This is a genomic window from Thermococcus sp. 21S9 (assembly GCF_012027635.1).
Classification (GTDB): domain Archaea; phylum Methanobacteriota_B; class Thermococci; order Thermococcales; family Thermococcaceae; genus Thermococcus.
Map to the genome: position 1 here is coordinate 1795406 of NZ_SNUS01000001.1, position 24801 is coordinate 1820206.

Sequence of the window (24801 nt, forward strand, 5' to 3'; positions counted from 1 at the left end):
AGGAACCTAACTGCAAGGGGGCTGAAACGTTGCCAGTTCTTTCAAGTAACCTTCAGAAAAACACAATGAAACAGGGGTGGTGGGATGAACGCGAGACTCATGGGGCTAATAGCTCTTGGAGGGGCCCTTGGTGCACTGGCAAGGTTCTACCTCTCGGGACTGCTTCCCACTTACCGGGACTTTCCCGTCGGAACGCTCCTCGTGAACAGCGTGGCCAGCTTTATCCTCGGCTACCTCTACGGCCTGCTCTTCTGGGGGATTGACGTCACGCCCGAGTGGAGGCTCTTCCTTGGAACGGGCTTCTGCGGGGCTTTGAGCACGTTCTCGACTTTCTCCTACGAGACGTTTTCACTCCTCCGCGAGAGGGAGTACCTCATAGCGGGACTCAACGTGCTGGCAAACGTTTTTGTAACCATCGGCTTAGTTTTCCTTGGCTTCATGATGGCGAGGAGGTGATTGTATGGTCGAGGTCGAGCACTGGAATACCCTAAGGCTTAAGATATACATCGGAGAAAACGACCGCTGGAAGGGAAAGCCCCTATACAAGGCCATAGTTGAAAAGCTCCGCGAGATGGGCATAGCGGGGGCGACTGTTTACCGGGGCATCTACGGCTTCGGAAAGAAGAGCCACATTCACTCAAGCGACGTTATGCGCCTCTCAGCGGACCTGCCGATTGTAATTGAAGTCGTTGACAGGGGCTTCAAAATAGAAAAGGCAATATGTGAAATCAAGCCGATGATTAAGGACGGCATGATAACCGTTGAGCCGACCATAGTGGTCTGGGTTGGGACCAAGGAGGAAGTCAAGAAGTTTGAAGAGGACGCCGTCCGGGAGGAATAGTTCGGACTTCATCCAATAACTTAATAAGGGCTCAAACCGACAAATCCACAAACTAAAGTTACACTTACCCCTGCGAGGGGATTAACTATGATGTCGCTTGAGTTCGAGGTTCCCGTGAAGAGGCTCAACAACGTTATGGGAGTCATACTTAGGGAGGACTCCAAGCTCCAGTGGGTCTACTACCGCGAGGACACTGGAAGCGTCGTTGTCCGAACGACCGTATCAAGGAACGCCCTTCAGACGTTTCTGCTCAGGTTAGCCTCCGCCGTGGACGTGCCAGTGGAGGTCACCATAGTTGACGAAAGGGAAACCGGCAGGGTCATCCACGAGGCGTTCCTCCTCAGGGTGGACGTGTCCGAGGGTTCTTACCCCGTTGTCATACTGCTCCTCTACAACGTCAGCAAGTTTTATCCGGATACGATAATAGTCGGCACCTCCGCCGACGCCCCTCAAGAGCTTGTTGATACCGTGCTCAAATTGACGATAGGCAAGGTCAACCTCCTTGAGACCGAGAAGGTTAGGAGTTCAATCGTTGATGGGGGACTCTTCATCCAGCTCAGGGCAAACGTGCCCAACACCTCCGACAAGGAGATGGTTCTCGTTTGAACCTCCGGTCAGAAGTTTCTTAACCTCCCCCTCCAACTCTTCTTGGTGGTCCCGATGCTTCACCACGTTAGGCTTATCTACGCGACCAAGAGCCGGAAGCTCGTCGGCAAGAAAATCGTTCTCGCGATTCCCGGGAGCATAGCCGCGGTTGAGTGCGTCAAGCTGGCCAGGGAACTCATAAGGCACGGCGCTGAGGTTCACGCGGTGATGAGCGAGAACGCCCAGAAGATAATCCATCCCTACGCGATGGAGTTCGCCACCGGAAACCCCGTCGTGACTGAAATCACGGGCTTCATAGAGCACGTCGAGCTCGCTGGAGACCACGAGAACAAGGCAGACCTGATTCTCGTCTGCCCCGCGACGGCAAACACCATAGGCAAGATAGCCTGCGGGATAGACGACACGCCAGTTACGACGGTTGTGACGACTGCCTTCGCCCACACGCCGATAATGATTGCCCCCGCGATGCACTCCAGCATGTACGAGCACCCGATTGTGGTTGAGAACATCGAGAAGCTCAAAAAGCTGGGCGTCGAGTTTATCGGCCCTCGCTTCGAGGAGGGCAAGGCGAAGGTTGCGACGACCGACGAGATAGTTTATCGCGTCATCAGGAAGCTCCACCCCAAGAGCCTTGAGGGGAAGCGCGTTCTGGTCACAGCGGGCGCGACGAGGGAGTACATAGACCCGATTCGCTACATCACCAACGCAAGCAGTGGCAGAATGGGAGTTGCAATAGCCGAAGAGGCTGACTTCAGGGGGGCCGAAGTTACACTCATCAGGACGAAGGAAAGCGTCCCGAGCTTCGTCGAGAACCAGATTGAGGTGGAAACTGTTGAGGAGATGCTCGAGGCAATAGAAAACGAGCTGAAGGCGAAGAAATACGACGTCGTTGTCTTGGCCGCCGCCGTAAGCGACTTCCGCGTTAAGAACAGAGCCGGTGAAAAAATCAAGAGCGGAAAGACCCTTACCCTCGAACTCGAGCCGACGCCGAAGATAATAGACCGCATTAAAGAGCTTCAGCCAGAGGTTTTCCTCGTGGGCTTCAAGGCCGAGACGGGCGAGGAGAAGCTCATCGAGGAAGCGAGGAGGCAGATTGAGCGCGCGGGGAGCGACCTCGTCGTCGCCAACACTCTCAAAGCGTTTGGAAGCGAGGAAAACGAGGTTCTCCTTGTATCCAGGGACGAGATAAAGAAACTGCCCAGGATGGACAAGCGCGAGCTGGCAGAGAGGCTCTGGGACGAGATTGAACGGCTTATCTAACCCGAACCTTTTTAAGTTCCTTTTCTCACCTTTCTTGATAAAACTTCGTATGGAGGTTGTTGGTATGGTGAACTTAAACCAGGCGCTTCCCTACATAGGTGTAACGCCATTTCAACTGATTTCTGCCCTCGTCATCCTGATAGTGGGCTACGTAATCGCGAAGGCCATCGTTGGGACATTCAAGAGGGCCCTCAAGAAAACCAAGCTTCCGCCCCTCGTTGTTGAGTTCCTGGGCAGGTTTTTGGCCATTGGTCTCTACCTGATAGTCCTTATAGTGGCCCTCGGGGCCGTTGGAATCTCGGTATCGCCGATAATCCTTGGCCTGTCGGCGGTGATAGGCCTAATCCTCGGCTTCGGTCTGCAGGACACCCTTACGAACCTCGCCGCTGGGGTGTGGCTCGCCGCGCTGAGGCCCGTTGACATAGGGGAAGTTGTGGAAGTTGCCGGCAAGACGGGCAAGGTCAACAACATCGGCCTGATGGGAACTGAACTCCTGACACCTGACAACAAACTGATAACGATTCCCAACAAGCTCGTCTGGGGAAGCGTCATCACCAACTACACCCGATTACCCACGAGAAGGGTTGAGGTTGACGTTGGAGTGGCCTATGGAACAGACCTCGACAGGGCCATAAAGCTCGCGATAGACCTCATGAAGAGCCACCCGAAAGTTCTCAGCGATCCCGAGCCGAGCGTGGTTATAACGGCCCTCGCCGATTCCTCGATAAACCTCCAGCTCCGTGCCTGGGCGAAGACCGAGGACTACTGGGCAGTCAAGGGCGACCTTACGAAGGGCATTTACGAGCTCTACACCAGGGAAGGCATCGAGATTCCGTTCCCGCAACTCGACGTCCACCTGAAGAACGAATGATTTTCGCATTTTTCTCCATTTTCCCGCAGTTTGTGTGCGGGTCTCTTCTCAAACCTTTCGTTTTAAACCAAAAGGTTCATATCAAACCCGGGTTACTACCTCTGGTGAAGCCGGATGAAGAAGATAGGCCTTATCGGAGGGACGACCCCGGAGTCAACCTGCTATTATTACAGGAAGTACCTTGAGGTCAGCAGGGAGCGCTTCGAGCCCAACGTTTATCCCGAGCTGATAATCTACTCCATAAACTTCAAGGAGTTCGTGGACAACCCGAGGGGCTGGGAGGGCAGGAAGGAGATACTCATCAACGCGGCGAAGGCCCTTGAGCGGGCGGGGGCGGAGATAATAGCCCTGACCGCGAACACTCCCCACATAGTCTTTCCCGACGTCCAGAAGGCTATTAACACGCCGATGGTCAGCATAATCGACGCCCTCATAGAGGAGATGAGAAAGAGGGGCGTTAGGAAGGTTCTCCTCCTCGGAACGAAGACGACGATGACAGCCGAGTTTTACAAGAAGGCCCTCCGCGAAGCCGGCTTCGAAGTCCTGACGCCGAACGCAGAGGAAATCGAAGAAGTTGAGAGGATAATCAAGGAGGAGCTTGCCCTCGGCAACTTCGCGAGCAGGGACTGGATAATAGACCTAATCAACCGCTATATCAAAGAAATGAGCATCGAGGGAGTCATACTCGGTTGCACGGAACTCCCGCTCATCGTCAAGGCCGGAGACGTCGATGCCGAGGTCTTTGATACCGTCGACATCCACATGAGAAAGCTCATCGACCTCGCGAGCGAGTGACTGGCTCCTCTCCTTTTTCCTGTCATTGTAGGCTACAAAGTTAAAGAAAATGAGAAAATCACTTCGTCGCCCTCGTTATGCCGACGTCCTTAACGAGGACGTAGGGCGTGATTACGGGCCTCGAAACCTCCCACCAGTGCACCTGGAACGGCTCGTTGCCTATAGCGACCACGTTGCTCAAAATTCTCTGAAGGTTGTCGCTCACCCTAATGTTCCTTATCGGCTTGAACTCACCGTTCTCGACCAGGAAGATTCCGTCGCGCGGTATCGTCGAGAAGTCGCCGGTCACGTAGTTCTGGAAGCGCGTGTACCAGACGTTGGTAATGTAGATGCCCCGCTTAACCTCGCTGAACAGCTCGGCCTTGGAGTAGTCGCCCGGTTCGAGGACGAGGTTCCAGGGCCTCGGCATTATCAAGCCGGCGTTGGCAGTCGTCTCGGTTCCGTACTTCTTGGCGAGGCTCGTGTTGAGGAGGAACGTCTTGAAGGTTCCGTTCTCTATGACGGTAGTTTCCCTCGTAGGAACGCCCTCGTCGTCGAATTTCCTCGTGCCGTAGCCGTTGGGCAGGTTGCCTATATCCTTGAGCGTTACCAGCTCACTCGCGACCTTCTGACCCAGCTTTCCGGCCAGGAAAGAGAAGCCCGCCTCGGCCGCGTAGGCTGAGAGCATGAAGCCCATGTAGCTGAGAAGGTTCGCGAAGGCGAGCGGGTCGAAGATGACGTCGAACCTCCCCTCGGGCCCCTGCACAGGGTCCTTGGCCATGTGGGCAATCTCGCCGGCCTTCCTCCCGGCAAGCTCGGGGTCGAACTTCTTCAGAACCCTCGCGGAGCACGTCCCGTGTCCGCTCTCAAGGTCGCCCACGAAAGCGCGAACGCTTATCTCTATTCCGGTTCCCTCGTCGAAGGCCTCCACCCCGTTGCTCGTGGTCAGGTAAAGCCTGTTGTGGTCGGTGTAGAGAACCCCTGCCACGCGCTTCGCCCCCTCGCTCAGGGCGGTGTTTATCGCTATTTCCACGTAGTCGTTCGGTTCGTCGAGCTCAACTATCGCCTTATCGAAGGTCTCGGGGATGTCTTTATACTGGAACGGCCCCTCTGCGATGCCGTAGTAGTCCTCCTTGGGCGAGAGGTTCTCGATGTTCTTCTTGAGGGTCTTCAGAACCCGCTCGACGTTCTCCTCGCTCAGCTCGGTTATAGTTGTGCTCGCTATCCTCTTGTCCTTCTCGACGAAGAGTTCAACCTTCCTCTCGTGCCAGTGCTTGGCAACGGTAATCTCGTTGTTCGCAAAGCGCACCTGCCTCCTGTTCGTTTCGTAGCTCAGAACGACGACGTCGCCGAAGCCAAGCTCTTCAGCTTTTTTGAGTATGAACTCGTTAAGCTCGAACATCGCCACCACCTCACGGCCTCCTCAGCGGTATGTCCCTAAGCCTCGCGTGCGCTCCACCCATCCAGACGGGGACGCCCTGTCCCGGCTCGCCCTTGCCACAGGTTCCGGGGTAGAACTCAACCTCCTTACCAACGGCGTCAACACTGCTCCACAAAGCTCTCGTGGTTATCTCAAGGATTGGCCTCCTGACCGGGTACTTTATCTCGCCGTTCTCGATGAGGTAGGCTTCCCTGCCGATGTACCTCTGCTGGTAGCGCCTGTCGTCGATGTTCCACTCGTTGAAGGACACCATGTAGACGCCGAGCTTGATGTCCTCAATCAGCTCTTCGAAGGAGTAATCGCCGGGCGCGAGGTATGTGTTGGCCATCCTCACTATCGGCTCGCGGTTGTAGTTTATCGCCCTCGCGGAGGCGTTCGAGCGCTGTCCGAGCTTTCTGGCGTATTCCCGGTTGGTGAGGAACTCTGTTATGATTCCGTTCCTAATCAGGTAGCGCGGTCTCGCCTTAACGCCCTCGTCGTCATACAGATAGAAGCCCCAGCTGTTCGGAATCGTCGGGTCGTCTATGACAGTGACTACCTCGCTTCCGATTCTCTCGCCGAGCATGTCGGGCTTGACAAAGCTCTCCCCGGCTTGAGCGGCCTCCCTCCCGAAAATCCTGTCGGACTCGTATGGATGCCCAACGCTCTCGTGAACCGCTATACCGGCAACTTCGGGGCTTATGACGAGGTCAACCCTTCCCTCAGGTGGCTTCTTGCCCTCGGTTATGAGCCTCTTCAGGGCTTTGACGTCCTTCACCGCCCAGTTCCAGGGCTCGTCCTTCTCGATTAGCTCGAAACCACCCGAGAATGCCCTCTGGACGAAGGGAGCCTGCTCCATCTGGCCGTTCTCGAAGACGACGAGGTTGTAGACAACGGAAACGCGCGGGATTTTACTCTTCACGTAGGCGCCTTCGCTGTTGACAAAGACCTTCTTCCAGAGCTGGTCGGAGTACATTAAATAGCGCATCGGCACGTTTGCACCGGTGGCCTTAACCTCTTCCTCGATTTTCCTCAGGATTTCGAGCTTCTCCTCCGGGGAAATATCCCTGAAGTCCTTCTTCATCTTGACCTTGTAGGAAACGCGGTGGAAGTCCTCATCGCTGAACTCAATCGGCTCGTTTCTGACCTGGGAAGCCGCTTTCGCCAGCTTGACGGCCCTCTTAACGGCCTCGGCGACGCTTTCCTTAGTTAGGACGTTAGTGCTCGCGAACCCCATTCCGCCGTTGGCGAGGACCCTTATCCCTATTCCCCTGTCGGCCTCGATGCCTATTCCCTCGGGAGAACCGTTCTTCATGGCAAGGTGAGTCCCGCTCTTCTCCTCGTAGCGGGCCTCGGCGTAGGAAGCGCCAAGCTCAAGGGCCTTCTCGACCGCGAACTCCAAAAGCTCCATGCACATCACCTCGGATTACTGCATAGAATAGTTCACGGGGGAGTATAAAAGTCTTTTCGCTCAGATGACGGTCGAAAGGAAGGGAAAGTTTAAGTCTCCCAATGTCCAATGTTAGGAAGGTGAGAAGATGAGCGAGAGCGTAAATATTGCCCTCATACTTCGTGACATTCAACTCATGCGGAAGAAACTGGACGAGATAGAGGAGGAACTTCTCAAGCTGAAGGTTAGGGAGCTTGAGGAAGAAGAGGTCAGTGATGAGGAGCTTAGGGAGCTGGAGAGACTCTCCAAAGAAACCCTTGAAAACGGGATTCCCTGGGAAGAGGCTAAGAAAGAGCTTGGCCTTTGAGGTGCTTTGAATGGTTTACAACGTTCTCCTCCACAGAAACGTCTTAAAAAGATTGAGAGACGCTCCCGAGCACATAAGACGGAAATTTGAAGAACTCGTTGAAGAACTCAAATATAACCCAATCCCTTCTGAAAAGTTTGACGTTAAGAAGCTCAAGGGAAGAGAGAACACCTTTCGAGTTCGTCTGGGTGAGTACCGGGTAATCTACGAGCTTCAGAGAAAGAAACTGCTTATTCTCGTTATCAAATTTGGAAAGCGGGAGAACGTTTACGAATAAAGCAACGAAAACGTTTAATGAAAAAACCCGCACCTTTCACCATGAACTACGTCAGACGGTTCTACATCTCAAGCCTCCTTCACCTGACTTTCTACTCAGGCTTCTACCTAATCTACCTCCGGAGCCTCGGCCTCACCGACGGACAGATTGGCCTCCTCATCGGCCTCTCGCTCGTTCTCGTTGCCCTGCTTGAGGTCCCGACCGGGGTGGTTGCAGATAAAATCTCGAAGAAGGCGAGAGTCCTGCTCTCTAAACTCCTGCTGGTTCCCGGGACGCTCCTCCTCTACCTCGCGCACTCCTTCCCCGGCGTTCTCCTTGCAACCCTCTTTAATTCGCTCGCGGTTGCGTTCCTAACCGGCGCGGAAACGGGCTGGCTCTACGAACTACTTTCCAGAGACGGAAGGGAGGGCGAATACCCGAAGGTTTATGGGAGGTTGAGGTCGTTCGAGATGGCCGGAAGCTTCCTCGGAGCCGTTGGCGGAGGTTTCATCGCACACTCCCTCGGCATGCGTTTTGCGGTTCTGCTCAGCGTCCCCTTCGCGCTCCTCTCGGCACTAATCCTCGCCACGGTTCCAACGGATACCGCGAAAAGTAGTGCCTCTTACGGTAGGCACCTGCTCGAAAGCCTCCGCTTCGTCAGAAACTCTCCGGAAGTCCTCTGGCTCTTCATCTACGCTAACCTCATAGGCCTTCCCCTAACGGTTTTCACGTCCTTCATTCAACTCTACTTCTACGGCCTCATCGCTTCCGTTATAGTAATCTCGTGGATTTCCGCCGGCTACACCATGATAAGCGGAATCTCGTGGTACTTTGACTTTGGCGAAAAGCTCAGGGCGGTCATTTACAGGTGGTCTCCCGTGTTAATTCCCTCCCTAACCTTACTCGCGGGGTTAAACGGCTACCTCGGTTTCCTCACGCTGGTTTTTGGAAGTCTCCTCTTCGCTCAGGTGTTCAAGGAGTGGCAGGGACGCTTTCAGAGAGCCATTCCCGACGAGAAGAGGGCAACAATAGGTTCGTTCTACTCCCTCTTCACGGCAACGCTGAACGGAGGTTTAAACACTTTGGCCGGCTGGCTCTATGGGCGCGTTGGGATAATGAAAGGCCTCATTTTGCTGTCCGTCGTTTTCCTCCTGCTCGGAGCCGGGACAGCCCTGAAAAAAGAGAGGTAGTCAGAACTTCTCCTCGCACTCACAGGGCTTCTTCCCGCAGTAGGGACAGACGCCAGGGTACTTCTCCTTGACGGCCTCCTCCAAATCAACGTCGAGTAGGTTTGCAAGGCTCGCGAGCCAAGCTAAAACGTCGGCAAATTCTTCCTCCATAGCCTCGCGGTCGTTTTTCCGTATCGCCTCGCTCAGCTCGCCTACTTCCTCGACGAACCAGAGGAAGGTTTTTTCCACTCCCCTCTTTGAGTCCTTGTGGAAGTAGATTTCCCGAATCATCTCCTGGAATTCCCTGAGCTCCACCTTCACCACCGAAAAGAGTTCTGGCGGGCCCGGCGGGATTCGAACCCGCGACCTCCGGCTTAGAAGGCCGGCGCCCTATCCTGCTAGGCTACGGGCCCTCGCTCATAGGGTTTCGGGGCGGTTTTATAAAAGTTGCGGTGGAAATGGAAAGAAAAGAAAGCTCAGCGCCTCTTCCTGAGGAGGAGTGGCACTATGGCAAGTCCGACGATTAAGGCAGGACCACAGATACCCTTCTTGGAGGTAGTGGCAGTGGTGGTAGTGGTTGGACTCGTGCTCGCGGGTGGCTTGCTCTCGGCTATGTTGAGCTCCTTGGTGACGACGGCCTTGTTTCCGTAGAAGTCCTCGGCCACTATCTCAAGCTTGTACTTGCCGGCCTTGAGTCCCGGAAGCTCGACGATGTAGAAGGTATCGCCGGGCTTTCCGCTTGAGGGCTCGGCCGGGAACTTATCAACCTTGCCGTACTTGACGATGTTGCCGTTTGAGTCGTAGAGAACCGCGTAGAGGTCCCTGATGCCAAGGTTGTCCTGGGCGGTGAAGTAAACGGTGAACTGTGAGTCTGGCTTGGGGTGGCTGGGCTGGAGGTAGGCAATCTGAACGACCGGCTTCTCGGTGTCCTTTCCGGTGTCAACGACGAGCTGGGAGACACCCTTAGGAACGGTCACGTTGAGGAGCATGTAGTACTGGCCGGCTATCTCCCTTGAGGCTATAACCTTGTAGGTGACGTTGGTGACGCTCGGGTCGACCTTGGCGTTGGCTGGAACCGGGATGACAATAGGGCCGGTAACGCTGTTGTTGAGCTCGTTGATGAACTTGAGAATAGTTCCCATGCTGGTCTGGTGCTTGAATATCATGAACTCCTGCGGAACGGGAACGCTGATGAAGTCGCTCCTGACCTTGTCGTTCTCAATCTTAACCGGGGTGTAGGGCATTTCAACGCTACCGTTCTCGCTGATAACAACGAGGTTGCTTCCGTACCAGGTCGGGCTGTGCCTCGGGTTGGCCGGTGGGTTCGGCTCCTTGTCGGGAGCGCCGGTCGAGGTGAGGGTGAGGAAGTAGTGCTTGTGGCCCTCCTTGTCGATGTAGAGCCAGTACATGTCGTGGTGGATGTGACCGCTCATCGTGAGCGGGATGTTGTACTTAACGACGTCCTCAAGGAAGCGCTTCGCGACCTCCTGGTCGGCACCCCAGTAGCGACTGACGTACTCCTTAAGCTGGTCCCAATCGGTGCTCGGGTCAAGGCCCTGGATGACACCGCCGAGGTAGTTCCAGCGCGGGTTGAAGAAGTACGGGTGGTGGTAGAGGACTATCGGAATGTAACCCTTGTGCTCGTCGAGAACCTTCTCCATCCACTCAATCTCGTCCATCGTCGGGTAACCGCGGTCTCCTCCGGTGTCGAGGCCGATTATGATGAACTTGCCGATGGTGACGTAGAAGTACTTGGGACCGAGAACCTGGGTGTAAACGGTCGGCGGGTCGTCGTGGTTGCCCTTGATTCCAACGACCGGAAGGCCGGAAGCGGAGGCGAGCTTGGTTATGTTGTAGATTATCTGGTATCCGGTAACGTCACCGCTGGTGTCGACCTCGTCACCGGTGTTTATCATTATGGTAGCACCGTTCATTGCCCAGTACTGGTAGGCGCTGTAAGTTGCCACAACGCTGTGGAGCGGAATCGGGTTGGAGCACATCTCCTCAAGCTTGTAGACGTTGCTCTGGAAGTACGGTCCGCAGACGAAACCGACCTTTGCACCGGTGGTGACGTGGGTGTCACTCGTCCAGGCAATCTTGAGGGTCTTCGGCCACTCCTTGAAGACCTTGAGACCGTTCGGGAGAACGAGAGTTCCCTTGTTGGTCTTTATGAGGAGGAAGTAGTCGTCCGGGGCAATGTCATCCGGGGTCTGAAGGGTGACTGAATTGTCGTCCTTGGAAACTATTTGAAGGTCATACGGGCCGTGAAGGACTGAAACAGCTGTCACTGACTCAACCTGAACACCTTCTTTGGGATAGAGCTTGAAGGTGCCTCCGGGGATGGCGAACGCCGGAACAACGGGCGCGGGCAGGTAAACGTAGTCGCTGTAGGTCGTTGAGTAGTCCTGAGCCAGCGCTGGAACCGCTCCAAGTGCAGAAAGGGCAGTTGCAAACGCAATCAGCAGAGCCAACAGCCGCCTGGCCATGGTATCACCGGTACAAGGGGAGAAAAGGCGCTTAAAACCTTTCCCGTTTGAAATCTGTCCAACGAGACGCCCGCTAATGTTCTTTTTGAGCATTTTCTGTCAAAAAAGATACCATGTGGTCCACAGCAGTGGAGCGACCGCCGAGGTGTGTATAGAGGGAGTGCATCTCCAGAAGCCTGGCCCTTAGCTTCTCCTCCGGTTTCACGAGGTAGCGCGTGAAGAGGACGGCCATCTCAATTAGCAGGCAGTCAGCTCTGCTGAACGGTTTAACCGGTAGCGTCCCCTCGATTTCGCCCTCCGGGATAAACTCGCAGAGCAGAACCTCCGTTTCGCCGAGTTCATCCTTCCAGCGCTCGACCTTCCACTCCACCCGCCCGTACAGGCCGGGGAGGCCTTTAATCCAGCGGTGGGCGTTCGCCTCAACGAACTCCAGCTCGACGGGAAGGTTCAGAGCGGTCCTGACGAGCAGTTCGGGGTCGTTGGTGAGCTGGATTGAGGCTTTACCAGTTTCGATAATCTCACGGAAGCTCCTACCGGGGAAGAGCTTGAACCTCAGCCTTTCGCCCTCCCGGACGACGCCAACGGGAGTACCGTTCGAGCGCGTGACGAGAAGAACCTCGTAAACCTTGCCCTCCTCGAAAACGTCAAGCATTCCGACCACCGGGCCAAATGAAGAAGAAAAAATCAGAGGTTCTGCTTGGGGAGAACGATTATGTCGTCCCTGTCGACGTAGAAGGTAACCGGCTGAGTCGGCCTGAGGTTGGCTATCTCCTTGTCGCTTATTGCCCTGGCTATGATTCTCGTCTCGCCGAAGAGACCGACGACCTCGGTGAAGAAGCCGTAGTACTCGATGAGGTCAACGGTTCCCTCAAGTGAGACGGTGTTCTCGCCGGGCCTGAACTTTATGCGCTCCGGCCTTATGACGAGGACGACGTTGTCGCTCTTCTCGGTGTAGTGGAGCCCGTCGAGACGGAAGCTCTCGAACTCAACGGTGACCTTGTCGCCGTTCCTCTCGACGACCTTAGCCGGGATGACGTTGGTCTTGCCCATGAAGCTCGCGACGAATTCCGTCCTCGGCCTCTCGTAGATGTCCCTTGGGGTTCCAACCTGCTCGACGGTTCCGACGTTCATAACCGCTATCCTGTCGCTTATGGCCATTGCCTCCTCCTGGTCGTGGGTAACGTAGATGACGGTGATTCCGAGCTCACGCTGGATTCTCCTGATTTCCGAACGCATCTCAAGTCTCAACTTGGCGTCAAGGTTGCTCAACGGCTCGTCAAGGAGGAGGACCTTCGGCTCGACAACGAGCGCCCTGGCTATGGCAACACGCTGCTGCTGTCCGCCGGAGAGCTGGGTCGGGTAGCGGTTTTCGAAGCCCTTGAGCTTGACGAGCTCGAGCGCCCACTCGACTTTCCTCTTGATTTCCTCCTTGGGCACTTTCCTAATCTTGAGACCGTAGGCAACGTTGTCAAAGACCGTCATGTGGGGCCAGAGGGCGTAGTTCTGGAAAACCAAAACGGCACCGCGCTGGTAGGAGGGGAGGTAGGTGACCTCCTCGTCGCCGAAGTAGATGTGTCCGCTGTCAGGGTAGTCGAGGCCCGCTATAATTCTCAGCGTCGTGGACTTTCCACACCCGCTCGGGCCGAGCAGGGTAAAGAGTTCCTTGTGCTTTATGTGAAGGTTTATGCCCTTCAGGGCGGTCGTTCCATCGAAGGTTTTCACGATGTTCTCAAGCTTAACGTCAACCATCTCAATCACCACCTCAGGTAAGACCGATGAAGGAGTACCTCTGCTTGGTTATGATGTTGGCTATAACTATGGCCGTTATCTGCACGAGCATGAGGAAGACACCGAGGGCCGCGGCGAGGTTGGCGCTTCCGACTGCACCCATGATGAGCTCCCTCATCTTTGCCGTTATCGGGTACCATGTTGAGTTGATGGAACCGAGGGTGATGCCGACGCTGGTCTCGCTCATACAGTAGACGAAGCTCAGCATCGCTCCACCGAGCAGGTTGAGGGAAATCATCGGCAGAAGTATGCTCGTCAGTGCCTTCCACCTTCCTGCTCCAAGGTTCATTGCGGCCTCTTCAAGTGAAACGTGGACCTGCTGAAGGCCAGCGGAAATCGAACGCGCCGCGAACGGCAGACGCCTGATGGAGTAGGCCAGTATGAGCGCCGCTCCCGGGAAGAAGTACAGCAGGTTGGTGGGGTCAAGGATTGTTCCCTTGAACGGTGGGACCGTCGAGAAGAAGAAGAAATAGCTCATTGCTATGACGATTCCGGGGACGGCTATCGGTATGGTGGCGAGGCTGTCGAGTATCGGGGCAAGCTTGGCCTTCTTGAACCTGCCGGAGGCATAGGAAGCAGTAAGCGAGAGCAGGATGATGATGACTATCGCCACCGTCGAGTAGAGGAGGCTGTTAAGGATAACGCGCTCTATGTCCGGCTGGGTGATTATTGCCTTCATGTTCTCAAGGGTGAAGCCGGTTGGCCAGGTGCCGTACCAGGACTTGGAGAACGCGAGCAGGACGACACCAATCTGCGGGAAGATGGTTATGAGCAGGAGCGGGACGGCGACGAACGCGATGATAAGGGCCTGCCACCACTTGGGCTTGGCAACCCTCGGCTTCCATCTGCCACCCTTGCTGAGCATGGCGTACTGCTTGAGGCCGACGTACCAGCGGACGGCGAGGAACATTATGAGGGCGATGGTGAGCATTATCAAGGCCAAAGCTGCCATCTGCGGGTTGCCGACGGCAAAGCCAGAGACGAAGGAGCTGTAAATCTGGTAGGACATGAGCTTCTTGGCTATGGCACTTCCCTGGAAGACTATCGGCGCGGCGAGGTCTTCAAGGCTGAAGATGCCGACGAGTATTGCTCCCGCCATAATTCCCGGCATCGCGAGGGGAAGCGTGACCGTTCTGAAGAGGTGGAAGCCCCTGCTACCGAGGTTCTCGGCCTGCTCCTCAAGGCTCGGGTCAATGTTGATGAAGCTCGCGTAGGCGTTGAGGTAGACTATCGGGTAGTAGGTTATAGTCTGGGCGATGATGACACCGACGAGACCGTCAATCCATATGGGCTTCGGGAGAAGGTGCAGGTGCTGGTAGAAAATCCAGTTGATGATTCCGTCCGGAAGGAACATCTTCTTGACAACGACGACGTTGACGAACGGAGTAACGAGGAGCGGGATGAAGAGGAGAACGCGCATTATGTTCTTGCCTGGGAACTCATAGCGGGCCATTATGAAGGCGAAGAACGTTCCGAGAAGCGTTGTCAGAATCATGACGCTCACTGAAACGATTATTGAGTTGAGGACGACACCGAAGTCCCAACCGGAGAAGTGATAGACCTCCTGTCCTCCATAAATCGTTGTCTTGACAAGGTATCCGTCAGGATGGAGGTTCACATAGTAGCTCGAACTAAAGATGCTCTTGAACCAGTAGAGCGAGATGTGGCCGTTGTACTCGAAGGCCGTTCCGAGCATGACTATAACTGGAATTACCAGAAACGCTATGAGGTACAGCAGGGGGAACAGGAAGGACGCTATAACAACCGGGTCCGGCAACGGGGTTCCGAAGAGCTTTTCACTCCACTTGCTGACCTTCATTAGTGTTACCTCCTCGCGGTTTTTAAACTACTCGCAACTACCTTAGGATTTGCGGGCTTGTTTTAAAGGTTTCTGAAAAGAGTCTGGAAAGTTCGGGGAGAGAGAATGGCTTTTCTTAACTTTGTCCTGTCAAAATGAAGAAAAGAAAGGTCAGCTACCCTCCATCTTCTTGAGGTCATCCATGACCTTGTTGTACTTAGCCTGGGCGGCGTTCCTCCACTCCTGCATGAGCTGGCTCTGGAAGCCGGCGTCGGTGGCAATCTTGTCGTTTATCTTGGCCGCGTACTCCTCAGTGAAGGTGACCATCTTACCGGTCTCGGGGTCCTTGAACTGAATCGGGGCGGTGAGTTCCTGCTTGAGCTGTTCAAACTGCTCCTTGGTTATCTTTCCGTTCTTGTAGGCGTTGACTATCGCTATCCAGGTCTGGTGGAGGGGACCGTTAACGTCGATGAGGGTGGCCTTGAAGTAGTACTGGAGCGCGTTCACGGTCTTGAGGGCCTCGTTGTCGTTGAACGGTATGCCCTTGCTCGATATTGAGAGCTTGTACGCCTTGAGGAGGGTCGGGCGGGCCTGGGCAAAGGTCTCACCGGCGTACTTGCCGTTGAAGAGAACCTTCGCCTCTTCCTCGGTGATGGTCTTGTTGAAGATGGTCGGGTTAATCGGAAGCCTGTTGATGTCCGGGCTCATCCAGACGGCCTGGCCCTCGGTGAGAACCCAGTAGATAAAGGCCTGGGCCGCCTCGGGGTGCTTGCTGTACTTGAGGAGTGCAATCGGGTCACCGTTGATGATACTCTCACCCTGCGGGATGACGTAGACACAGTTCGGGTTCTGCTTCATGGCAGTGTAACCGTAGAAGTCGATGGTGTTTCCAGCGGCAATCTCGCCGTTGATGACGGCATCTCTAACCGCGTCACTCGCCTCGTAGACCTTGGAGTTGGCTGCGATGAGGGTCATAATCCTCCATCCCTGGTCCCAGCCAAAGGCCTGGAGGATAATCTGGTAAATCCTCGTGTTCGAGGTGCTCCTGGTCGGGTCGGCGATACCGTACATCGGCGGGTCGCGGGCCCAGTCAGCGGTGGCTATGTCCTCCCACTTGTGCGGGAACGGGAGACCCTGCTTCTCAAGAACCTGCTTGTTGACGGTGAAACCGAACGACGAGAGGGCCGCCGCAATCCAGTAGACCTTACCGTTGTCCTCCCTAATCATGGGCATTCCGGCAAGCTCCTTTGGAATCTGCTTGCCGATGAGACCGAGAACCTTCTGGTCGGTTATCGGCGCGAGGTAGCCCATCTTGTACATGTCGTCGAAGAGTGTCGGACCTCCACCCCAGCCGACGTCGGCGCCCTTCTTAATGTACTCGGGCCAGAGGGACTCGGGAACGCCTATGAACTTCAGGTCGGTGATGTGGTACTCCTTGGCTATCTGGCTCTTGAGGAAGAGCTCCTTGACCTTGTACTGGATTGTAGCATCGTGTCTCGTGACAATAACGAGGGTGATTCCACTGGTTCCGGTGCTACCGCTACCACTGCTACTGCTACCGCTAATACATCCACTGGCCACGACGCTAAGGCCCAAAACAAGTATTAGGAAGACTCCGAGCATGCGCCTCATGGCAATCCCCACCCCTTTTTCGGGCTCCCTTTAAAAAGCGTGTTGGTTCAAAGGTATAAAAAAGAGGGAAATCACTTCCTCCTCCTGAGGAGGAGTGGCAGGACGGCGAGTCCGACTATGAAGGCCGGACCGCAGATTCCGCTGCTTCCGCCCGAGCTTGAGGTCGAGGTCGGGGCCTCCTTGGTCATCTCAACGCTCCACTCGAGGATGTTGGTGATGACGGTCGGACCGTCGAGCTTGACGCCGTAGTACTCGCCGGCCCACATGGGCTCGTAGCCTCCAATCGGGGTCTCACCGCTGACGATGATGACGTCCGGCTTCTTGTTGTCTCCAACCTTGACAATCTGGGCGGCGACAATCGGGAACTCGCCGGTCTGGCCAGCCTGGTAGGCGTTGGCAGCGGGCGCGTTGTTCTCAGTGATGTCCGAGCTCGAGTTGGAGTGGACTATAACGTAGGCCTCGTCGGGCTTGCTGTTGGGGGTAAGCGGGTGCCAGTTTCCGCTTCCGTCCTTGCCGTCGACCCAGGCAACGACACCCGGACCGTGGGCGAGAACCTTACCGCCGTACTTGAGGTTCTGGACGAGGATGTCCCTCTTCGGGGTGTCCTTCCACGGGTCGTCGTAGGCGATGACACGGTAGGACTTTCCACCGGCGTTGCTGACGGCGTCCTCGACTGAGGCGAGGTCAACGCGGAGGTTGGTTATGTTGAGCTGGTCAAGGAGGCTGTCAACGAACTGCTGGGTCTTGGCACCGTTTCCGTAGTCGGAGTCACCGGCAACCCAGAGAACCTTACCGCCTTCCTCAAGCCACTGCCTTATGGCCTTAATCTCGTCCGGGAGAAGCGGGCTGGTCGGCTGGCCGAGGATGAGAATGGTAACGTTGTTGCTCTTGAGCGCATCGTAGGTGATTTTGTCACCGAGCCTCTTGATTCCAAGGTCCGCCTCGTACTTGGGGTCACCGAAGTAAACGAAGGTGTACTGCGTCAGGGTCTTGAGCATTCCCGGGGTCAGAACCTTGCCCTTGTAGGTAACGTCGTCGAGTCCCTTGGGGTTCTCGCCGTGGGCGAGGTCCACTGCTATGACAACCTTGCCGGTGTCAGCGGCGCTGACCATTGGGCTGGCAACCACCCCAAAAACCGACAGCAGAACAACTGCCGCCAACAGTACTGCAACCTTCTTCATGGTATCACCGTCCCCTTTAGCGATGATTCGGTTATAAATCTTATCGCCCGAAAGTTTAACGGGCCAGAAAAACTTCCGCAAAGCCCTTAAAGTCTTCCACCGTTTCAGGCTCAGGTGGTAGTGATGGACGTTGAAGAGAGGATTCAGCTCATAAAGCGCAAGCCGACGGAGGAACTCCTCACCGAGGAGAACCTCAGGCACCTCTTCGAGGTTGGAATCCCGATGCAACACTACATCGGCTTCGAAATCAGCGGTTACATTCACCTCGGAACCGGACTCATGGCCGGAGCGAAGATAGCTGACCTTCAGAAGGCCGGGATAAAGACGAGGATTTTCCTTGCTGACTGGCACAGCTGGATAAACGACAAGCTCGGTGGCGATTTGGAGACCATACAGAAGGTGGCTTTGGGTTACTTCAAGGAGGGAATGAAGCAGAGCATCAAGGTGATGGGCGGAGACCCCGACAAGGTCGAGTTCGTTCTGGCCAGCGAGATACTGGAGAAAGGTGATTACTGGCAGACTGTAATAGACATCTCCAAGAACGTCACCCTCGCGAGAATGATGCGCTCGATAACGATAATGGGGCGTCAGATGGGAGAGGCGATAGACTTCGCCAAGCTGATTTACCCGGCGATGCAAGTTGCTGACATCTTCTACCAGGGCGTTACCATCGCCCACGCGGGAATGGACCAGAGGAAGGCCCACGTCATAGCGATTGAAGTTGCCCAGAAGCTCCGCTATCACGCCCTCGAATGGAACGGCGAGAAGCTCAAGCCCGTTGCTTTACACCACCACCTCCTCCTTGGCCTGCAGGAACCGCCGGTCTGGCCGATTGAGAGCGAGGAGCAGTTCAAAGAGCTCAAGACCCAGATGAAGATGAGCAAGAGCAAGCCCTACTCCGCTGTATTTATCCACGACAGCCCCGAGGAGATTAAGCAAAAGCTCAGGAAGGCCTTCTGCCCGGCGAGAGAAGTTAAGTACAACCCCGTCCTCGACTGGGCGGAGTACATAATCTTCCGCGAGGAGCCGACGGAGTTCACCATACACCGCCCGGCCAAGTTCGGTGGCGACGTCACATACACCACCTTCGAGGAGCTCAAGAGGGACTTCGCGGAAGGAAAGCTCCACCCGCTCGACCTCAAGAACGCGGTAGCGGAATACCTCATCGAGCTCCTCAAGCCGGTTCGCGAGTACTTCGAGAAGCACCCGGAGCCCCTTGAGCTCATGAGGCAGGTCAAGATTACCCGCTGATTTTCCTTTCCCTTTGCCGGTGATAAAATGCCAGGGATTGACGAAAAGGACAGGGAAATTCTAAGAATCCTTCGCTCAAACGGCAGGATTACCCTAACCGAGCTCGGAAAAAGGGTTAACCTCTCTCCCGCGAGCGTGAAGAGCAGACTTGAGAAGCTCGAAAGGCTCGGGGCGGTTAAGGGCTACTCAGCGGTGATTGACCCTGCTTTCCTCGGGAACTTCGTGAGGGCTTTGGTGTTCCTGCACTTCGAGCGCTTCGACGAGGGGCTCGGCCCCATGATAGGGGACATAGCGAAGCTCGACAACGTGGAGTTCCTGTACATAAAAACCGGTGACTCACAGGTGCTCATCAAGGCCACGTTCCGAGACACCGCGGAACTGGAAGAGTTCCTGAAGAGCCTGAAGCGGAAGTTCGGCAGGAACCTGAAGTTCATCGAGGCGAACCTCGTCGTCGAGGAGCTTAAAAACTGTTGGCTCGCCGATGAGGACGCCTCCCGACGCTGAGCCGTGATGAGTGGACGGCTGACCGAGGCGGTGAAGATGCTCTTCGTAATCAGACCCGGAAGGAAGAAGAACGAGCTTGAGGCCTTCTTTATCGAGAACGAGCCGGAAAAGCTTAGCGAGATGAAGAACCTGAAGGCCGAGCGGATATTCCGCCTCATAATGCGAGAGGGAAGGCTCTTCAAGGTTCTGGAGGGGAGCAACTATCGCAACCCGAAGGAGATTGAGAAGCTTTTAAGGCAGGCGAGAATCGTCCTCGTCAACGCGGACGAGTGGGAGGACTACTTTAAGAGGAGGCTCCAGAACAAGCGCGTTGAGAAGGCCGAGCTGTGCCGTCTCTGCCTCCTCGAGGGCAGGATAACCGTCCTGACGCCCGGCAACAGGATAAAGTACCGCAACGAGTACATCTGCGAGCGCTGTGCCGAGGACGAGCTGAAGAGGGAGCTCAGGTTTAGATTCAACAGCATAGCGATGTTCGAGCAGGCAAAGAAGCTCCTCGACAGGTTTAGGGACCTTGATAAAGTGCTCTACGCCTTTGACCCGCGCTTCGACCCGACTAAGCACCCGGAAGTTACCAAGTGGGACGAGCTGAAGGCCAAGCACGTCAAGGTCGAGAAGGTCAAGGTTGATGAGCTCCCGCTTCCGGAGAGGTTTAAGGAAGTTCTGAAGGCCGAGGGCGTGAAGGAGCTCCTCCCGGTTCAGAGCCTGGCCGTCAAGAACGGCCTCCTCGAAGGCGAGAATTTACTCGTTGTTTCCGCGACTGCGAGCGGTAAAACGCTAATCGGTGAGCTGGCCGGAGTCCCCAAGGCGATGGAGGGCAAAAAACTCCTCTTTTTGGTTCCGCTCGTTGCCTTGGCAAACCAGAAGTACGAGGACTTCAGGAGGAGGTATTCGAAGCTCGGGCTGAGGGTTGCCATTCGCGTTGGAATGAGCCGTATAAAGACCCGGGACGAGCTGGTCGTTGTCGATACCGGGATTGACGCTGACATCATAGTGGGAACCTACGAGGGAATAGACTACCTCCTCAGGGCGGGAAGGAAGATAGGCAACGTCGGGACGATTGTGATAGACGAGATACACACGCTCGACGACGAGGAGCGCGGGCCGAGACTCGATGGACTAATCGCAAGGCTGAGGAGACTTTATCCAAAGGCCCAGTTCATAGGCCTCTCCGCAACCGTCGGGAATCCTGAGGAGTTGGCTAAAGAGCTCGGCCTCAAGCTGGTGCTCTACGACGAGAGGCCGGTTGACTTGGAGAGGCACATCATAATAGCGCGCAACGAGTCCGAGAAGTGGCGCCACATAGCCAACCTCTGCAGGGCCGAGGCGATGAGAAAATCCAAGCAGGGCTACAAGGGTCAGACGATAGTCTTCACCTTCTCAAGAAAGCGCACGCACGAGCTTTCGGCATATTTAACGAGCAAGGGCCTCCGCGCGAAACCCTACCACTCCGGTCTGCCATACAAGCAGAGGAAGCTCACCGAGATGGAGTTTCTGGCTCAAAGGCTCGACGTCGTCGTCACGACCGCCGCGTTGGGAGCAGGCGTGGACTTTCCAGCGAGCCAGGTCATTTTCGAGAGCCTCGCGATGGGCAACAAGTGGCTCACCGTCAGGGAGTTCCACCAGATGCTTGGAAGGGCCGGAAGGCCCCTCTACCACGAGAAGGGCAAGGTCTACCTCGTAGTCGAGCCCGGGAGAAAATATTCGGCCCAGATGGAGGGAACCGAGGAAGAAATAGCCTTCAAGCTCCTGACGGCCCCGATAGAGCCGGTTCAGGTTGAGTGGAGCGACGAGCTTGAGCAGGACAACGTTCTCGCTCATTCCTGCGTTTTCAACAGACTTGACGTCATCGAAGAGGTCCAGGAGCGTTGTTTGGGGGCCAACCAGAGCGCCGAGAAGGTTTTAGAAAAGCTGGAGGAGTTCGAGCTCGTAAGGCTCAAAAAGCCCCTCGTCGAGGTTACTCCTTACGGAAGGGCCGTGAGTATGAGCTTTTTACTGCCAAAGGAGGCCGAGTTTATCCGGAAGAACCTTCGGGAGAAGCCCGCTCGCTGGATTGCGCTCAAGCTTCACCCCTTCGAGAACCTGTATCTAAGCGGAACGCTCCAGCGGGAGCTTGAGGGGGCCGTGAGAGGCAGGATAAGCGCCAACGTCTTCTCGCCGAGCTTCGCTTCTATTCTGGAGGAGCTTGACAAGGTGATTCCCGAGCTCAGCCCCAACTCCGCGGAAAGGCTGTTCACGATTTACCAGGAGTTCTTCATGTGCGGTGAAGAGGACTGCACCGAGTACGCGATGGAACGGGTTGGAAACCTCATAATCGAGCTCCGCAGGAGCGGGAAGCACCCGAGTCAGATAGCGGAGCACTTCAGGAAGGTCTACGGTCTAATCGTTTACCCGGGCGACGTCTTCACGTGGCTCGACGGCATCGTCAGAAAGCTTGAAGCGGTGGAGAGAATCGCGAGGGTCTTCCGCGTGAGGAAGGCCGAGGAGGAAGCAAAGCTCCTCAGAAGGGAAATAGAGGAGGGGAGAACCCTCAGCTGAGCCCGAGCTTTCCCTTTATCTTCTCCTTGAGGCCGACCTTGAAGGAGCTTATAATCGGAACCATCCGCTCCACTGCGTCGTGTATCTCCGATGCAACCTTCTCAAGGTTCCGTATCAGGTTCTCCTGTTCCTCCATCGTTGACGTCACTTCCTCCGTTGAGGCCGTCGTCTCCTCTGAACTGGCCGCGAGGTTCTCCATCGCGCGGAGGGCCTTCTCTACCTCCTCTCTCGTCCGGAGTATGCTCTCCTTGACCTCCTCCATCTTTGGAGTGACCTCCTCTATGAGAGTTGCTATGTTGCCGAGGTACTCAACGGTTTCCTCAAGCCCCTTTGAGCTCTCTCCCACCACAGAGACGCTCTGGTCCGTGAGCCGTGAGGCCTCATCGATGCGTTCGGTTATCTGGACGATTATGTTCCTTATGTTGTCGGCGGCCTGCTTGCTCTCCTCCGCGAGGTCCCTTATCTCCTGGGCAACCACCGCGAAGCCCCTTCCGGCTTCTCCCGCCCTCGCCGCCTCAATAGCCGCGTTCAACGCGAGCAAATTCGTCTGCTCCGCGATACTCGTTATGACGTCGGTTATGCTGACGATGTTCTTGCTCATCTCCTTGATGTTGTCAACCGCCTCTTTGACGAGCTCTATGGTGCGCTGGATTCCCGCTATCTGGCTGGCCGAGGCCCTGCTCCTCTCGCGTCCCTCGTTCGCTATCTCCACCACTTCCCTCATCGAGACCTCGAACTCCTCCATGGCCTTAACGCTCTCCCCGCTGATTTCCTCAACGTAGCGCATTCCCTCGGTTATCTCGTTGATGTTCTCCTGCTGTCTCTGCGCCTCGACCGCTATCTGCCGTATCGCCTCGGTCCCCTGGGCGACGAGGTTAACGCCCTCGCGGGACATCTCAAGTAGTCTCTGGGAACTGTCCTCGAGCCTCTCCGTTGTCTCCTTCAGCGTGCCGAGCATCTCAATGAGCCTCTTCCTGAATGTCTCAAGGGCCTGGTGGAGCTTCGCGAACTCTCCTTTGCCCTCAGGCAGGCTAACGGACAGGTTTCCCTTGGATAGCTCCGTGATGTAGCTTATCAGGATGTCAAGCTCGCGCTGGAGCTCATCGCGCTTTCTCTCGCTCTCCTCGTGGACGCCGACGAACTCCGACGTAATGTTTCCAAGGTAGCGGAGGAGGAGAACCGCGATAACGACGCTGAGAACGAGCATAACTATGAGATAGTACTCAAGGTAGGTCATTTTCCTGCCAAAGGTCTCGCTGTAAAGGCCCACAGCGGTGTTCATCTCCGCCAGGAGCTGGTCGTTGTGGGTTATGATGTAGTTAAGCGCCTTCTTGAACTCAGGACTGTTGGGGTCGTCCTTGGCGACGATTTTGACGCTCTCGTAGAACGGTTCCCAGAGCTTCTCAACCTTTTCAAGCTGGTCGCGGACTTCGGGAGGTGCCGGCGGTACGTTCCACTCCTTGTCGTGAATGGGGGCCTTTCCACCGTAGAGGAGGGCCTTGAGGCATGTGTCAAAGAGCTCCGCTGTCGAGAGGAGGTCATCGCGGTAGGAGTCGTTTCCGAGGGCAACAATGAGGGCTTCCTTGGACATCTTCTGCGTGAGCATCCTCTGCCTGCCCGCGATGTCAATGACGATTCCGTCCGCCTTTGCCTTGCTCGCGTAGAGGAACACCCCCGCAACGGACACGACGTTGAGGATGAGCATCACTATAATCCCCAGTCGAACAATCCGCTCCATTCTCATGAGCGTTCCCCAAAATTGTTACCTTTGGGAACTTAATTGGGTTTTGTGTAGGTGCAGATGTAGAAACAAAAGGAAAATCAAACCTGGAGAACCATCTGGGCCGGGTCACGGATTGCAGGCCCGAGACCGAGTATGTAAACCGCAAGATACCAGAACCGCCGTTCCTCCTCGTCCTGAACGAGCTCCTGGAGGGCGTAGTAAACGACGGCGAGGATTAGGGTTATCCAGGGGTAGTAGATGTAAGCCCCGAACCAGCTGACGAGGTGGCTCTCAATCCAGTGAACCTCGTGGTAGCCGTAGAAGTGAATTCCAACGACGGTCGATGCAACGTCGAAGTAGTGGGCCAGAACGGGGTAGAGGTAGAGCCTGTCGAAGGGCCTCCACCGGTAGAAGGCAAGAACCACGGCCCAGCTGACCGCAGTGTGGAGAAGCGTGAGCTCATAGGGACGCCAGTCCTTGGCGTGGGTAACGAGAAGGTAGTTCGCCCAGAGGGCCAGAATCGTTCCCCAGGCTATCGTTATCTTGGGATAGGTCTTGAGCTTTGCGTCGGCAACTATGGCTGGCAGGATGAGGACGAAGGCCGTGAAAAAGATTCCCGGGGTTAATATCAGCGGGTTCTCCGGAAGGACACCGCCGTCGACCAGGGCCCTGACCGTTGCTCCAAAGACAACCATCGGCGTTACCGCCCAGAACAGCCTCTCGTCAACCTTGATTTTCAGGGGCTTTATTATGTAGCGGTATGAGTATATGACGCCAAAGCCGAAGAGCAGTGCGTAGACGAGTGTGTTGATGGCGTTGTAGCCACTCCTTGTGAACATGGGCTCCCAGAAGTAGTTGTAGAAGAAGTTCCACAGTGCACTCTCGATGCCCATTTTAACCACCGGCTCCCGTTGGAGTCGGACCTTATAGGCCTTTTGGGACAACTTAC

General features: G+C 55.6%; 23 protein-coding genes and 1 tRNA gene. 12 read left to right on the forward strand and 12 right to left on the reverse strand.

Going from position 1 to position 24801, the window contains the following annotated elements; translation table 11 throughout:
• Nucleotides 1–84: 84 nt before the first annotated feature.
• From crcB to E3E28_RS10160, 6 genes are all read left to right on the forward strand, one after another.
• Nucleotides 85–456 (forward strand): fluoride efflux transporter CrcB, encoded by a 372-nt coding sequence (gene crcB / locus E3E28_RS10135; protein ID WP_167914982.1) that lies wholly within the window; start codon nt 85–87, stop codon nt 454–456.
• A 4-nt stretch (nt 457–460) separates the two neighbouring features.
• Nucleotides 461–841: a DUF190 domain-containing protein gene (locus E3E28_RS10140; RefSeq protein WP_167914983.1), complete on the forward strand. Its 381-nt coding sequence runs from the start codon at nt 461–463 to the stop codon at nt 839–841.
• A gap of 87 nt (nt 842–928) precedes the next feature.
• Entirely contained in the window at nt 929–1447 is a 519-nt protein-coding gene (locus tag E3E28_RS10145; RefSeq protein WP_167914984.1) for a hypothetical protein, read from the forward strand.
• 54 nt (nt 1448–1501) lie between these two features.
• Nucleotides 1502–2707, forward strand: coding sequence for a bifunctional phosphopantothenoylcysteine decarboxylase/phosphopantothenate--cysteine ligase CoaBC (gene coaBC, locus E3E28_RS10150; RefSeq protein WP_167915420.1), 1206 nt, complete (start codon nt 1502–1504; stop codon nt 2705–2707).
• Between the two features lie 64 nt (nt 2708–2771).
• On the forward strand, nt 2772–3578 hold the full coding sequence (locus E3E28_RS10155) for a mechanosensitive ion channel family protein (RefSeq protein ID WP_167915421.1): 807 nt from the start codon (nt 2772–2774) through the stop codon (nt 3576–3578).
• Nucleotides 3579–3692: 114 nt separating this feature from the next.
• Nucleotides 3693–4373 carry an aspartate/glutamate racemase family protein gene (locus tag E3E28_RS10160; protein ID WP_167914985.1) on the forward strand — a complete coding sequence of 227 codons (681 nt, stop codon included), beginning with the start codon at nt 3693–3695 and terminating at the stop codon, nt 4371–4373.
• Between the two features lie 58 nt (nt 4374–4431).
• On the opposite strand, the gene E3E28_RS10165 is transcribed toward E3E28_RS10160, so the two are convergent.
• Nucleotides 4432–5754, reverse strand: a complete 1323-nt coding sequence (locus E3E28_RS10165) for a TldD/PmbA family protein (RefSeq protein WP_167915422.1) — start codon at nt 5752–5754, stop codon at nt 4432–4434.
• A gap of 10 nt (nt 5755–5764) precedes the next feature.
• Complete coding sequence (locus tag E3E28_RS10170) at nt 5765–7183, reverse strand: TldD/PmbA family protein (protein ID WP_167915423.1); 1419 nt, start codon at nt 7181–7183, stop codon at nt 5765–5767.
• Between the two features lie 127 nt (nt 7184–7310).
• Between E3E28_RS10170 and E3E28_RS10175 the strand changes: the two genes are divergently transcribed.
• Genes E3E28_RS10175 through E3E28_RS10185 form a run of 3 tightly spaced genes read left to right on the forward strand, consistent with a single transcriptional unit; the run spans nt 7311 to nt 8975 of the window.
• A complete protein-coding gene (locus tag E3E28_RS10175) occupies nt 7311–7529 on the forward strand; it encodes a hypothetical protein (protein ID WP_167914986.1) in 219 nt (72 codons plus the stop codon).
• Nucleotides 7530–7539: 10 nt separating this feature from the next.
• Nucleotides 7540–7806: a type II toxin-antitoxin system RelE/ParE family toxin gene (locus E3E28_RS10180; RefSeq protein ID WP_167914987.1), complete on the forward strand. Its 267-nt coding sequence runs from the start codon at nt 7540–7542 to the stop codon at nt 7804–7806.
• Nucleotides 7807–7847: 41 nt separating this feature from the next.
• A complete protein-coding gene (locus E3E28_RS10185) occupies nt 7848–8975 on the forward strand; it encodes an MFS transporter (protein WP_167914988.1) in 1128 nt (375 codons plus the stop codon).
• Here the strand turns inward: E3E28_RS10185 and E3E28_RS10190 are convergent, their stop codons facing one another.
• The 8 genes from E3E28_RS10190 to E3E28_RS10225 all read right to left on the reverse strand — a co-directional run bounded on the left by E3E28_RS10190 (nt 8976) and on the right by E3E28_RS10225 (nt 17839).
• Complete coding sequence (locus E3E28_RS10190) at nt 8976–9269, reverse strand: MazG nucleotide pyrophosphohydrolase domain-containing protein (RefSeq protein ID WP_167915424.1); 294 nt, start codon at nt 9267–9269, stop codon at nt 8976–8978.
• A 21-nt stretch (nt 9270–9290) separates the two neighbouring features.
• A tRNA-Arg gene (locus tag E3E28_RS10195) sits at nt 9291–9367 on the reverse strand.
• A gap of 63 nt (nt 9368–9430) precedes the next feature.
• Nucleotides 9431–11440: a CGP-CTERM sorting domain-containing protein gene (locus E3E28_RS10200; protein ID WP_167914989.1), complete on the reverse strand. Its 2010-nt coding sequence runs from the start codon at nt 11438–11440 to the stop codon at nt 9431–9433.
• Between the two features lie 73 nt (nt 11441–11513).
• The gene (locus E3E28_RS10205) at nt 11514–12092 is read right to left on the reverse strand and encodes a DUF447 domain-containing protein (protein WP_167914990.1); all 579 of its coding nucleotides are present in this window, start codon (nt 12090–12092) and stop codon (nt 11514–11516) included.
• Between the two features lie 32 nt (nt 12093–12124).
• Nucleotides 12125–13189 (reverse strand): ABC transporter ATP-binding protein, encoded by a 1065-nt coding sequence (locus E3E28_RS10210; RefSeq protein WP_167915425.1) that lies wholly within the window; start codon nt 13187–13189, stop codon nt 12125–12127.
• A 13-nt stretch (nt 13190–13202) separates the two neighbouring features.
• Nucleotides 13203–15047: an iron ABC transporter permease gene (locus E3E28_RS10215; protein WP_167914991.1), complete on the reverse strand. Its 1845-nt coding sequence runs from the start codon at nt 15045–15047 to the stop codon at nt 13203–13205.
• A 150-nt stretch (nt 15048–15197) separates the two neighbouring features.
• A complete protein-coding gene (locus E3E28_RS10220; RefSeq protein ID WP_167914992.1) occupies nt 15198–16658 on the reverse strand; it encodes an ABC transporter substrate-binding protein in 1461 nt (486 codons plus the stop codon).
• Nucleotides 16659–16729: 71 nt separating this feature from the next.
• Complete coding sequence (locus E3E28_RS10225; RefSeq protein WP_167914993.1) at nt 16730–17839, reverse strand: CGP-CTERM sorting domain-containing protein; 1110 nt, start codon at nt 17837–17839, stop codon at nt 16730–16732.
• 123 nt (nt 17840–17962) lie between these two features.
• On the opposite strand from E3E28_RS10225, the gene E3E28_RS10230 reads away from it, so the two are divergent.
• From E3E28_RS10230 to E3E28_RS10240, 3 genes are read left to right on the forward strand one after another with little or no spacing between them, the layout of a single operon-like run.
• Nucleotides 17963–19090, forward strand: a complete 1128-nt coding sequence (locus E3E28_RS10230) for a tyrosine--tRNA ligase (protein WP_167915426.1) — start codon at nt 17963–17965, stop codon at nt 19088–19090.
• 27 nt (nt 19091–19117) lie between these two features.
• Entirely contained in the window at nt 19118–19594 is a 477-nt protein-coding gene (locus tag E3E28_RS10235; protein ID WP_167914994.1) for an Lrp/AsnC family transcriptional regulator, read from the forward strand.
• Between the two features lie 36 nt (nt 19595–19630).
• The gene (locus E3E28_RS10240) at nt 19631–22129 is read left to right on the forward strand and encodes a DEAD/DEAH box helicase (RefSeq protein WP_167915427.1); all 2499 of its coding nucleotides are present in this window, start codon (nt 19631–19633) and stop codon (nt 22127–22129) included.
• Here the strand turns inward: E3E28_RS10240 and E3E28_RS10245 are convergent.
• Nucleotides 22122–23873: a methyl-accepting chemotaxis protein gene (locus E3E28_RS10245; protein ID WP_167914995.1), complete on the reverse strand. Its 1752-nt coding sequence runs from the start codon at nt 23871–23873 to the stop codon at nt 22122–22124. The genes E3E28_RS10240 and E3E28_RS10245 overlap by 8 nt on opposite strands.
• A 77-nt stretch (nt 23874–23950) precedes the next feature.
• Nucleotides 23951–24745, reverse strand: a complete 795-nt coding sequence (locus tag E3E28_RS10250; RefSeq protein ID WP_167915428.1) for a DUF63 family protein — start codon at nt 24743–24745, stop codon at nt 23951–23953.
• Nucleotides 24746–24801 lie beyond the last annotated feature (56 nt).